Origin of the sequence: Sphingomonas sp. (assembly GCF_025362505.1) — a bacterium.
GTDB lineage: Bacteria > Pseudomonadota > Alphaproteobacteria > Sphingomonadales > Sphingomonadaceae > Sphingomicrobium.
In genome coordinates this window covers 1-12,277 of sequence record NZ_JANYGG010000089.1, presented here as the reverse complement: position 1 = coordinate 12,277, position 12,277 = coordinate 1, and the positions used below count along the sequence as shown (strand labels likewise).

Annotated in this window: 12 protein-coding genes and 1 pseudogene; 8 read left to right on the top strand and 5 right to left on the bottom strand. The window is 64.8% G+C overall.

Annotation, left to right across the window (positions count from 1 at the left end; translation table 11 throughout):
• The 5 genes from Q0R27_RS09000 to Q0R27_RS08980 all read right to left on the bottom strand — a co-directional run.
• The coding region (locus tag Q0R27_RS09000; RefSeq protein ID WP_293943523.1) for an FtsX-like permease family protein at positions 1–1,851 on the bottom strand (1,851 nt) is incomplete at its 3' end.
• Entirely contained in the window at positions 1,841–2,527 is a 687-nt protein-coding gene (locus Q0R27_RS08995; RefSeq protein WP_293943521.1) for an ABC transporter ATP-binding protein, read from the bottom strand. The genes Q0R27_RS09000 and Q0R27_RS08995, both read right to left, overlap by 11 nt.
• Before the next feature lie 369 nt (positions 2,528–2,896).
• A complete protein-coding gene (locus Q0R27_RS08990; protein WP_293943520.1) occupies positions 2,897–3,580 on the bottom strand; it encodes a CDP-alcohol phosphatidyltransferase family protein in 684 nt (227 codons plus the stop codon).
• Positions 3,581–3,794: 214 nt separating this feature from the next.
• Positions 3,795–4,787, bottom strand: a complete 993-nt coding sequence (locus Q0R27_RS08985) for an aldo/keto reductase (protein ID WP_293943519.1) — start codon at positions 4,785–4,787, stop codon at positions 3,795–3,797.
• Between the two features lie 225 nt (positions 4,788–5,012).
• Positions 5,013–6,593, bottom strand: coding sequence for a carboxylesterase family protein (locus tag Q0R27_RS08980; protein WP_293943518.1), 1,581 nt, complete (start codon positions 6,591–6,593; stop codon positions 5,013–5,015).
• Between the two features lie 114 nt (positions 6,594–6,707).
• Between Q0R27_RS08980 and Q0R27_RS08975 the strand changes: the two are divergent.
• The 8 genes and pseudogenes from Q0R27_RS08975 to Q0R27_RS08940 all read left to right on the top strand — a co-directional run.
• Positions 6,708–6,953: pseudogene (locus tag Q0R27_RS08975) on the top strand (hypothetical protein); the annotation flags it as partial.
• Between the two features lie 107 nt (positions 6,954–7,060).
• Complete coding sequence (locus tag Q0R27_RS08970; RefSeq protein ID WP_293943517.1) at positions 7,061–7,183, top strand: hypothetical protein; 123 nt, start codon at positions 7,061–7,063, stop codon at positions 7,181–7,183.
• A 363-nt stretch (positions 7,184–7,546) separates the two neighbouring features.
• Positions 7,547–8,869: a proline--tRNA ligase gene (gene proS, locus Q0R27_RS08965; protein ID WP_293943515.1), complete on the top strand. Its 1,323-nt coding sequence runs from the start codon at positions 7,547–7,549 to the stop codon at positions 8,867–8,869.
• 13 nt (positions 8,870–8,882) lie between these two features.
• Positions 8,883–10,133: a lipoprotein-releasing ABC transporter permease subunit gene (locus Q0R27_RS08960; RefSeq protein WP_293943513.1), complete on the top strand. Its 1,251-nt coding sequence runs from the start codon at positions 8,883–8,885 to the stop codon at positions 10,131–10,133.
• The gene (locus Q0R27_RS08955) at positions 10,126–10,800 is read left to right on the top strand and encodes an ABC transporter ATP-binding protein (protein WP_293943511.1); all 675 of its coding nucleotides are present in this window, start codon (positions 10,126–10,128) and stop codon (positions 10,798–10,800) included. Before Q0R27_RS08960 ends, Q0R27_RS08955 begins: the two co-directional genes overlap by 8 nt.
• Positions 10,797–11,279 carry a glutathione peroxidase gene (locus Q0R27_RS08950; RefSeq protein ID WP_293943509.1) on the top strand — a complete coding sequence of 161 codons (483 nt, stop codon included), beginning with the start codon at positions 10,797–10,799 and terminating at the stop codon, positions 11,277–11,279. The genes Q0R27_RS08955 and Q0R27_RS08950 overlap by 4 nt, the downstream gene beginning before the upstream one ends.
• Before the next feature lie 35 nt (positions 11,280–11,314).
• The gene (locus Q0R27_RS08945; RefSeq protein WP_293943506.1) at positions 11,315–11,944 is read left to right on the top strand and encodes a hypothetical protein; all 630 of its coding nucleotides are present in this window, start codon (positions 11,315–11,317) and stop codon (positions 11,942–11,944) included.
• A 60-nt stretch (positions 11,945–12,004) separates the two neighbouring features.
• Positions 12,005–12,277, top strand: a 273-nt coding sequence (locus Q0R27_RS08940) for a PHP domain-containing protein (RefSeq protein WP_293943503.1), incomplete at its 3' end; no start/stop codon positions are given.

Below are 12,277 nucleotides of genomic sequence, written 5' to 3'. Positions count from 1 at the left end.
CAACACGATGCGCTCTCCCGGATCCCAGCCGTAGAGCCGCTGTGCGGGCTCCGAAACCCATATCGGCAGCGCGCCCTTCGGCAGGGTCGGCGCGCGCGCGATCAGGACGAGCAGGGGATCGCGACCGCCGCGCTCGGGCCGTGCTATCAGGCTGAGCGGCGGGCGATCGGCGGCGATGGTGAGCGGGAGCTGGCGGCTGAAGGCGAGACTGGCGATCCCCGGCGTCGTCGCGAGCCGGGCTCGGGTTGCGGGGTCGAAGCTCGCGCCCGCGGTCGTCCGCATGTACAGGTCGGCACCCAGAACCTGGCCAAGCCAGTCGTCGACCGCACCACGAAAGCTGGTGACCATCGTCGCCATCGCGATCATCAGCGCGGCCGACGCGACGATCCCGCACAGCGCGGTTGCCGCCGCGCCGGGTGCGCCGTGGAGATGGCGGATCGCAAGCATCCCGGGCACGCTGCCGTGCGAACGCCGAGCGAGCGGCGACAGCAGAGTTCGCGCGAACCATGGGACGCCGGCGACGCCTCCGGCCAGCATCAGCGCCATGCCAGCGAACCCGAACAGCGGAAGTCCGTCGACCGCAGGCAGCAGCGATGTGGCCGCACCTGCGACCAGCAACGCTGCCGCAGGCCGCCAGGAAACCGGCTGGCGCGGGTCGATCACGTCACCGGCATTCTTCAACGCGGCGGCGGGGGCGGCACGTGCAGCGGCGCGGGCGGGCAGCGCGCTGCCAAGGCACGCTGCGACCAGACCCAGCGCGAAGAAGCCAGCCGCCGCAGCGGGCTGGAAGACGATGTGCGCGGTGCCGCCGCCGAAATATCCCGCGCCGAGATCTCCCCCGAACCAGTGCAACGCCGCCCAGGCCATTGCGTAGCCGGCCGCCAGCCCGACCGATGCGCCGACCAGCCCGATCGCCAGCCCTTCGGCGACAATTGCAGCAACGACGCCGCCACGCTGCATGCCGAGCGTCCTGAGCAGCGCGAACGCGCGCTGGCGGCGGACCACCGACAGCGATTGCGCTGAATAGACCAGGAAGCCCCCTGTCAGCAGCGCAACGAGCGCGAGCATGTCGAGGTTGACGCGATAGGCGCGCGATAGCGCGTCGCCTTGTGCACCCTGCGCTTGCGCAGTTGAAAGGATTGCATCGGGCGGCAGCAACGCGCTGAGCGCCGCCTCGGCTGCGGGGCGATCGGAGAGAGACAGGTCGAGCCGGTCGATGCGGCCGAGGCGCCCGAACCGCCACTGCGCCGCGGCGATGTCGATCACACCGATCGCAGCCGAGTCGCCCGCCGCCGGTAGCGTGCCGACGACGCGCAGAGGCACCGAGCGACCATGGGCGACGACCACGACTTGCGCGCCGACCGCGACCCGCGTGCGCGTCATCGCGGCGCGCGAGAGAAACAGCGCGGCCTCGTCGAACGCCGCATCGTTGCCGGTGTCGGGTCCGAGCGGCCGAATTCCGACCAGCGACGGCGTCGTCGCGGCGGCGCGCATAACGTCGACGCCCAGCAGTGTCAGCCGGACCGCGCCGATCCGCGCATCGAGACGGACCACCGGGCTGGCGTCGGCTACGCCTGGCGCGCGCGCCACGAGCGGGTAGAGACGCTCGTCCACCCCAAGCGGACTGGTCGCGCGGACCGACAGGTCGGCCGCGCCGTTGATCTCGCGCATCGCTCCGTCGAACGATGCGAGCGCCGATCCGTTGACCAGGTGGACCGCGAAGCCGAGAGCTACGCCGACTGCGATCGCAACCGCCGTCAACCCGAACCGGGCGGGGTGGAAGCGCCACTCGCCGCCGATCAGCCAGCCAAGCGCGAGCCGCCCCGACCACAGGCCGGCGTCAGAGGCCACGTCGCTCGACCAGCCCGTCCACACCCAGCGTGAGCACCCGATCGGCGATCGCCGCGCTCGCAGCCGAGTGCGTCACCATCACCCCGGCCGCGCCGTTTTCCCGGATCGCCTCCGCGAACAGCGACAGCACGCGCGCGGCAGTCTCGGGATCAAGGTTGCCGGTCGGTTCGTCGGCGAGGATCAGTGAGGGTCGATGGACCAGCGCGCGCGCGATCGCGACCCGCTGCAACTCGCCGCCCGACAGGTCGCGCGCGTAGCCGTCGCCGCGCCCGCCTAGGCCAACCGCATCGAGCATTGCCTCGGCGCGCGCGTTCGCGGCGGCAGCGTCGGGCGAGACAAGCGCCAGCGGAAGCGCCACGTTCTGAGCAAGCGTCAGATAGGGCAGGATGTGGAAGGCCTGAAAGACGAAGCCGATCCGTTCGCGGCGCAGGCGGGTTCGCGCGTTCTCGTCCAGTGTGCCAAGTTCGGTGCCGTCGATCGCAACGCTGCCCGCGTCCGCGTCATCCAGTCCCGCCAGAATGTTGAGCAGCGTCGACTTGCCGACCCCCGACTCGCCAATGATCGCGACCAGCTCACCGGGCGCGACTTCGAGGTCGAGATTGCGGAACAGCAGGCGGGGTCCCGGAACCGACTTGCCGAGCGCGCGAACCGTGAGAAGGGAAGGACGTTCGGCCATGTCGGCTCCGTGAAGGAGTAGCAAGCGGGCTGCAACGCATTCCTGTAACGGCCCAATCACGACACTTCGTCACGCCGACTGACGCGCGCAGGGCAGCGCGACGGGAGCTGACCGGTTCCGCCAGCACGAAGGGTCGTAGACGCGTATGCCCGCGGGATGTTTGGAGCGGCAGAAGGTTGGTCCGCGCCTCAAAACCCGTTGCTGGCGGGCAGGTCCCCCTGCCGATAATTGACGCGTGAATTTCGCCGTGCTTTTACTTTTGTATGGAAAACAATGCACTAGCCTATGAACTACATACTCGCCCTGCGCCACGACGGACAACTTGGCGCCTCGATTGTCACGTCATTTTGCGTATGTGGTGTTCCGGCCTCAGGCGTTCGGCTCTGCCCGAGCCAACCGCCTGGCAATGGCGAGGGTCTGGAAGACGAACAGCAGAGTAAGAACGAAACCTGCGCTACCGAAGATGAGATCGAAACCGGATAGCGATGCGATCAAGTGCGGTCCTGGGCCCAATATCAGCATTGCCAGCGTCAGCGCGATCAACACGAACCGGAGTTCCGTAGGGCCAGCACCAAAATAGGAAAGTTGGAGCTCGCCCAGGACGCGCGCCGAAAGATAGGCATGGATCGACATCAGCAGATAGCCAATCAGCGCCAGCAATGCCACATCCAGCCGGACGTACGGACTGAACCCAATCCCGGCCATGATCAGAAGTGTGGTGAAGCCATCGCAGCTATGGTCAATAAAATAGCCAAACGCAGGACGTTCGATCTGGCGAAAGCGCGCGAGGCTCCCGTCCATCGAATCTCCGAACCATTGAATTACGTAGCCCAAGATCGACAGCCACAACCAGTGTGGGCTGAGGGCGGTCGCAGCATAGCCGGCAAAAATGATTATCGCTCCGACGACTCCAAGAGCGGTGAGGATGTCCGGTGTGATCCACGCCGGCATTCGGCGGCACAACCACGTCAGAAGCCTGCGCTCTGACGCAGCAAGCAAATTGTCCTGGATACGAGCAAGCTGTTTCGCTTGCGGCAGCTGTTTTTGAGTCACGACTAATTTCCTGAGGTGGCCAACTCGGCCAAGCAATGCGCCCGTTCTAAATAGGCCGCAGATTCATCGTCATCTTCGACCAAGATAATATCAAGCGACTGAACGAACCCCACCAAATAGTCCACCTTGAAGGCGCAGCCAAACGGGTCGACGCCGCAAACGGCACCCTCTCCAGCAACATCAGGCTGAGATGCATTCGGAGTGGGCCTACTAATTATAACTTCACCATTCGCATACCCCGCTCGGCATAGCGCAGTCCTGCGGTCATCCCCGTTGGCGCGGCGGCGTCAAGGTCCGCCAAGTCGCCGTGGCTCAGCGAAACCTCGGGTGAGCCAGCGGAATCGCGCATTGTCTTGCGCCGCTTGACGCCGGGGATCGGCACAACATCCTCGCCTTGTGCCAACAACCACGCGAGCGCGATCTGCGCGTTTGAGACACCGTGGCGCTTCGCAACGGCCCCGATCGCATCGACGATCGCGAGATTCTTCGGCAGGTTCTCGGGCGAATAGCGGGGATCGTTGCGGCGCCAGTCGTCGGGGGCGAGGTCGTCCAGGCTGCTAATACCGCCCGCGAGGAAACCTCGACCCAGCGGGCTGTACGGTACGAAGCCAATGCCGAGTTCGCGGCAAGTCGGCAGTATCTCGTCCTCGACATCGCGCTCCCAGATTGAATATTCGGTCTGCAGCGCCGTGATCGGATGCACCTTGGCCGCGCGCCGGAGTGTCTCGGGGCCGGCCTCGGAAAGTGCGATGTGACGAACCTTCCCTTCCTTCACCAGCTCGGCAATTCCGCCGACGGTCTCTTCGATTGGCACGTTGGGATCGACGCGGTGCTGGTAGAAGAGGTCGATCGTCTCGATGCCAAGCCTCTTCAACGACGCTTCGCAAGCGCGGCGCGCGTTTGCCGGGCTGCCGTCCAGCCCGGCCATCTCGTTGCCGTTCCATGCCATCGCGAACTTGGTGGCGATCACGAGGCCGTCGCGCTTGCCCTTGATTGCCCGGCCGACCAGTTCCTCGTTGGTGAACGGGCCGTACATCTCGGCCGTGTCGAAGAAAGTGACGCCAAGATCGATCGCCTCGTGAATCGTTGCAATCGATTCGTCCTCACGCGCTTCGCCATAGACGATGTTGCCGCCGCGAATCATCGGCATGCAGCCGATCCCGATCGCGGAGACTCGCAGGTCTTGGCCAAGTGTCCGGTACTTCACAGGGAAATCTCCAACCTACTGAGGTGATGCCCCCTACCCGAATGAGGCCGTCCGACACGAGTCTATCAAATGCCGTCATTTCCTTGAGTGGGGGCACGTCCCCTGATGAGCTTAGGAAGAGAGGTGGCTCCGGGCGTCGCGGTCGAACTCCACGAGTCATCTGGACGCGGTCCTGCAGCTGGTTTGGCAAATTTCGGTCAAGCAGCCAAAGCCGCGGCACCGGCGTCAATGCATATACAAAAGCGACTCGGCGGCTTCGTAGCGGGTCTGGTCGTGGAAGGCTGCGCCATATGTTACGACGTCGATGACCTGGCGCCGGATCTTGACCGGATTGAGCGATGCGTTGGACCAGACAGGCAGCGTTCCGCCGTTGGGATTGCCGGTCTTGATGAAATTGCTGAAATAAGCGCTCATCGTTGCCGACACCTTCCGGTCGTCATTGGTCCAGGCGTAAAGCGGGTTGGTATCAAGATTGCCCAGCGCATATTCAATTTCGGCACTGTGCACTGCGCCCCATGGGAGCGCGTTGCCAGAAGTGTCGCTGACGAGGCGCGGGCGGACGCGGGTGAAGTAATAATAGTAGGTTGCCGCCCCCGTCCTGCGCTGTAGATCAAACCACTTCCAGGTCGGCAAAGCGAGGAAATCGTCGCTCGCAAGCGCGGTCGCGGCGGGAAGCACGTCGGCGTCGGTTCTGGCGGGATAGAGCGCGAACACTTCGTCCGCCTTGTCCCCGAGCACACGGCGCAAGCCGGCGCGATAGCTGGCAACGGTCGGAGCGCCGTTGCCAAACACCGCCGTCCCCGACGCTTCTTGCGAGTTCGATCCCACCAGAAGCGGCACATGCGCTGCTTTGCCGCTTGAAAAGGTCACCGAAGGCGATTCGGTCAGGAAATAGCCATCGATCACCGCATCGAATGGCATGTCCTTGGCCTTTCCCTGCGCGGCGAGAAGCGTGTCAGCCGGTAGAGTTCGCAGGGCGGCCAGCGTTGGCGCGCCGATGGATCGCGTGAAAGCCGCGCCCTTCTGCTCAGCCTCAACACGTGAAGGCGGCGTCAACTTTTGCATCAGCGCACCGCTTTCCCCGATTGCCCCGGCGATATCGCCACGCGACAGGGGCGAAGCCATCAACCCGCTAACCGACATTGATCCGGCAGACTCTCCGCCGATGGTGATATGGCTGGGGTCGCCACCGAACGCCGCAATGTTGCGCTTCACCCAGGCGAGTGCCGCTACCTGATCGAGTAGGCCGTAGTTTCCCGACGCATGATGCGGCGATTCGGCTGTCAATTCCGGATGGGCGAGGAAGCCGAATACTCCGAGTCGGTAATTGATCGTCACGACGACGATACCGTGCCTCGCCAAAGCTGCGCCGTCATACCGTTTCTCCGAGCTGTCGCCCGTTATGAAGCCGCCGCCGTAGACATACATCAGCACCGGCAATCTGGCTTGAGGAGATCTGCCGAGTTTCGCCGGTGTCCAGATATTCAGATAGAGACAGTCTTCGCTCGGTACTGCTGATCTAAACATCATATCGGAGAAGAGCGGCTGCTGCATGCAGCGTGGACCGAATTCCGTCGCCGGGCGAATACCCGACCAGCCAGAGACCGGTTGTGGCGCGCGCCACCGCAGGTCGCCCACGGGCGGGATTGCAAAGGGAATGCCCCGGAATATTCGAATGGGCGAAGCGTCGGTCTCGGCGGCGCCCTGAATCTTACCGCTCTCGACCGTGACGATTGGGCCGTTCTTTGCCTGTAATTGAGCAGCGAAAAAGGCCGATGCCAAGGTCAGCCCAAGTCCCCATCGCATTGAACTCCTCCTCCGTTCCTCCCACGAGATTGTCCTTGGCCAGCCCATCCGAGGTGCCGATGTTTGCAGGTTCCCAAGCCATGACAGCTAGTGGGGGCAAGCGAAAGGTCAGGGGAACAGTTTGACGTTCACCCGAACCAGATCACGATCTGGCGATCGCAGCTATTGGAAGGTGCCGCCGGTGTTTTCGGATCGGACGCGCGAACCGAACCTGTTGCACGGGCGATCGACGTAAAGACGCTGCGCGATCTGCTGGGAGCCGAAGGCGTCAGGATCGGCCGCCTGCATGTTGCCACGCTGATGAAGAAGATGGGCGTGGCGGCGATCTACCGGCGGCCGAACACGTCGATGCCGGGGCCAACCCGTTGCGAACCACCCCGGACTATTCGGGTCCGATGACTCGCGACTTTTCGCAGGCGGTGCGGCTCGACAACGGTCTGCAAGCTTGGCCGTCAGTGCGCGAAGCAATGGCTAGCGTTCCGCGCGAAACCTTCGATTATGTCTGGATTATCGATGGCCCGGCGCCAGCGGTCGAACGGTCGGCGCTCATTGGCACGTTCGGTCGGACGACACTTCTTGGACTGCGCTGACGAATGGCTGGTTCGGTGAAGCGGTTCGGCAGCTGCAACCCGGCAACTGACAATACAACTCAAAAACAAACGCCCGGACCGCGAGGCGATCCGGGCGTCCTGCGTGACGATTGCTCGTCAGCCCCCTTTGGAAAATCGACCGGTATTTGACCTGGTCTGAAACTCCCCGAACTTCAGCGTACTGCTGGATTCGACGGCCGTTTCCTACGCCATTCGCGGTGCTTGTCATCGCGGATTCGTGACAGCAAAATGACTTTGCCCGGCCCCTGTGTCCCGCGCGCCACAGCAGCCGTTCAGATTGCCAGATGCAAGCCTGCGCCCTAGAGCACGCCGACCCCGAACCCGCGACGAAAGCCCCGACCCTTGCGCCTCTCCCGTTCCTTCCTGCCCGTCCTCAAGGAAAGCCCGAGCGACGCCCAGATCGTCAGCCACAAGCTGATGCTCCAGGCCGGTCTCGTCCGCCAGACCGCGGCGGGCATCTACGCCTGGCTCCCGCTCGGGCTGCGCGTCCTCAACAAGATCGCCGACATCGTCCGCGAAGAGCAGGACAAGGCCGGCGCGATCGAGATACTGATGCCGACGATGCAGTCGGCCGACCTGTGGCGCCAGTCTGGCCGCTACGACGCTTATGGCCCCGAAATGCTGCGCATAAAGGACCGCCACGAGCGCGACATGCTGTTCGGCCCGACAAACGAGGAAATGGTCACCGTATTGTTCCGCGACGACGTCAAATCCTATCGCGACCTGCCGCGCACCCTCTACCATATCCAGTGGAAGTTCCGCGACGAGGTCCGCCCTCGCTTCGGGGTAATGCGCGGCCGCGAATTCCTGATGAAGGACGCCTACAGCTTCGATCTCGACGAGGCTGGAGCGCGCCTCACTTACTACACCCAACTGCTCGCCTACCTGCGCACCTTCCAGCGGCTCGGGGTCAGCGCGGTGCCGATGAAGGCGGCGTCGGGCCCGATCGGCGGCGACCTCAGCCACGAATTCATCATCCTCGCCCCGACCGGCGAGAGCGAAGTGTTTTACGACAGCCGGTTCGAGGAGATCGACCTGAACCGCGGCGACATCGACTATGGCGACGAGGCCGGTCTCCACTCGCTGTTCGACCAGGTCAGCTCGTTTTATGCCGCGACCGACGAGACCCACGACGAGGAGCGCTGGGCCGAGGTTCCCGCCGAGCGCCGGCGCACCGGGCGCGGCATCGAGGTCGGCCACATCTTCTACTTCGGCGACAAGTACAGCGAATCGATGGGCCTCAAGATCTCGGGCCGCGATGGCGCGATGGTCTCGCCGATGATGGGCAGCTACGGCATCGGCGTGTCGCGCATGGTCGGTGCGATCATCGAAGCGAGCCATGACGACAAGGGCATCGTCTGGCCCGAAGCGGTTGCGCCGTTCAAGGTCGGCCTCGTCACGATGCGCGGCGACGACGAAACCTCGGTCGCGGTCGCCGACGATCTCTATCGCCAGCTCACCGCCGCCGGAGTGGAAACGCTCTACGACGACCGCGACGAGCGCGGCGGGGTCAAATTGGGCGGCATGGACCTGATGGGACTGCCGTGGCAGCTCATCGTCGGACCCCGTGGGGTCGCGGCGGGCATTGTCGAGCTGAAAGATCGCCGCACCGGCGAAAAGTTCGACTTGCCGATCGACGCGGTGGTCGCGAGGCTCTCGGTATGATTCTCAATCGCCCATGATCCTCAACAGATACGAACAGATGATCGCGCGGCGCTACCTCCTTCCCGGCAAGGGCGAGGGGTTCATCTTCCTCGTCGCCGCGATCAGCCTCGCTGCGGTCGCGCTTGGCGTCGCCGCGTTGATCATCGTCATGTCGGTCATGAACGGTTTCCGCGCCGAACTGTTCGACAAGATCGTCGGCCTCAACGGTCACGCCATCGTCCAGGGCTATGAAGGCCGCCTGTCGGACTGGCAGCGCATCGCCAGCGCCGCCCGCGCCACGCCAGGCGTCATCTCGGCGCTACCCCTGATCGAACAGCCGCTCATGGCCAGCGCCAACGGCCGTGTCGAAGGCATTCTTGTCCGCGGCATGCGTCCCGAAGATCTGCGCGCCAACAAGATCATCAATTCCAACGTCAAGTCGGGTAGCATGGCGACGATCACGCCGGGCAGCGGCAAGGTCGCGATCGGCTCCCAGCTCGCCCAGGCGCTCGGCGCTTATCCCGGCAGCGAGATCAGCCTGATCTCCCCCGAAGGCCGCGACACCCCCGTCGGCAGCGTGCCGCGCATCGTTACCTACACCGTCGGCGCGATCTTCGAGGTCGGCGTTTACGACTATGACAAGGCCTATGTCGTCATGCCGATGGAGGATGCCCAGACCCTCCTGATGATGGGAGACCAGGTCGGCATGATCGAGATACAGGTCAGCGACCCGGACAAGGTGGGTGACACCCTCGCATCCTTGAACAGCGTCGTTCGCGGCAAGGGCATCGTGGTCGACTGGCGCCAAATGAATTCCGCTCTTTTCAGTGCCTTGGAGGTCGAACGGATCGCGATGTTCGTCGTCCTCTCGCTGATCGTGGTGGTTGCGGTATTTAATATTCTTTCTTCTTTGATCATGCTGGTTAGAGCCAAGACGCGCGACATCGCGATTCTGCGCACGATGGGCGCCAGCCGCGCAGCGATGATGAAGATCTTCGTCACCGTCGGCGTCACCATCGGCACATTGGGAATCTTCGCCGGGGTCATCCTCGGCGCGATCTTCCTCTACTTCCGCCAGGGGGTGGTCGACGCGATCCAGGCGATGACCGGCCAGAACCTGTGGGATCCCTCGGTCCGTGTCCTCGCCGACCTGCCGTCGAAAACCGACCCGGTCGAGGTCACCGCGATCGTCGTCACCGCGATCATCCTGTCGTTCCTCGCCACGCTCTACCCGGCATGGAAGGCGGCCAGCACCGACCCCGTCCAGGTCCTCCGCTATGACTGAAGCGGTCCTTCAGGCGACCGGGCTGTGCCGCAGCTTCACCCAGGGCACGGTTACGATCCACGTCCTCAACGGCGTCGACCTGTCCGTTCGGCCGGGTGAGATCGTCGGGCTGCTCGGCCCCTCGGGATCTGGCAAGTCGACCCTGCTGCAAGCCGTCGGCCTGCTCGAAGGCGGTTTCGAAGGCTCGATCCGCATCAACGGCATCGAAGCCGCCAGCCTCGACACCGACGCCCGCACCGACCTGCGCCGCGACGCGCTCGGCTTCGTCTACCAGTTCCACCATCTCCTGCCCGACTTCGACGCGCGCGAGAATGTCATCTTGCCCCAGCTGATCCGCGGCGCCGAGCCCGACGCCGCCCGCGCCCGCGCCGATGCGCTGCTCACCGCGCTCGGGCTCGGCGAGCGCCTCGACCACCGCCCGTCGAAACTCTCCGGCGGCGAACAGCAGCGCGTTGCCGTCGCCCGCGCGCTCGCCAACCGCCCGCCGCTGATCCTCGCCGACGAACCGACCGGCAACCTTGACGAGAAGACCGCCGACACCGTCCTCGCCGAATTTCTCAAGCTCGTCCGCCAAGAAGGCAGCGCCGCCCTCATCGCCACCCACAACGAGCGGCTAGCGGCGAAATTGGACCGGGTCGTGCGGCTCCACGAAGGAGTGCTCGAATGACCGACGTCACCACCATCCCGGTGCGCACAGCCGATGGCCGGCAAACCACGCTCGCGCCATACGCCGGCAAGGTTCTGCTGATCGTCAACACCGCCTCGAAATGCGGCTTCACCCCGCAATATGAGGGGCTCGAGGCGCTGCACAAGAAATACGCCGACCGCGGCTTCACCGTGCTCGCCTTCCCGTGCAACCAGTTCGGCGGCCAGGAACCCGGCGACGCCGCCGAAATCGCCAGTTTCTGCAAGCTCGGCTACGATGTCGACTTCCCGATCTTCGCCAAGGTTGAGGTCAACGGCGGCAGTGCCGCACCGCTTTACCGCCACCTCAAGGACCAGGTTCCGGGCCTGCTCGGATCGAAGGCGATCAAGTGGAACTTCACCAAATTCCTCGTCGATCGCGGCGGCAAACCGGTCAAACGCTACGCCCCACAGGTCAAGCCAGCCGACCTCGAACACGATATTGAGGCGCTGCTCGGGTGACGCGACCAATGCGCGGTTCGGGCGTTCACGCAGTCATGCGTTCGCTGTTCCCGTGCACGGCCGCCGCGCTCGCACTCGCTGCCTGCAATCGCCATGGCCCAAGCGACCGCCTCGACGACAACCAGGTCGCGGCCAACGCCACGCCTCGCACAACCGAGAACACGACTTCGACCGCGACCCCGGCCAAGCGTTGCGCCGCGGGGCGCACCTACGACCTCATTCAGCACGAACTGTTTCGCCGCGCCGCCGAGCTGCGCGGCAAGGATGACGCCATCTTCGACCGCCTTGCCGCCGCCGCCGCGCTCCGTGTCGAGCGCCCGCTGCTCAAGAGCAGCGACGATGGCCTCGGCAGCATCGCCTGCTCGGCCACCGTCTCGCTCGACTTGCCGCCAGGGCTTGCCGTCGCCGGCGGGCGCTCCTCGCTGACCACCGACCTCGACTACACCCTTCAGCCCGCCGCCGACGGCAGCGGCGACGTCGTCACCCTCACCAATTCCGGCGCGATGATCATTTTGCTCGCCACCCTCGAAAAGGCCGCGGGCGCCGCGCCGCCTCGGCCCATGCCGAGCTCCTCCCCGCCGACGCCCGTCCCAATCCCCGCGCTGCCGGTTACTCCGTCGGCACCGGTCGTCCGGCCGGCCCCCGATCCGCTCGCTCCGCGCTAAGCTGGGGATAAGTCCAGCGTCCCGCTTTTCATGACGAGGCGCGGACCCCATAGTCGGGTGATGCTGCCCTACGTCCCGCTCCGCACCTTCTCCTCCTTCACCATGCTCGAGGGCGCGGTCGAGCCCAAGGCGATCGCCAAGCACGCCGCCAGGCTCGGCTTCCCCGCGATCGCCGTCACCGACCGCAACGGCCTTTATGGCGTAATGCCGTTCAGCGACGCCTGCGAGGGGGAGGGGGTTCAGCCGATTGTCGGGGCAACGCTAGCCGTCCAGGAGGGTGGCCGGATCGACTGGCTGGTCCTCCTCGCGCAGGACGACGCCGGCTACGCCAAC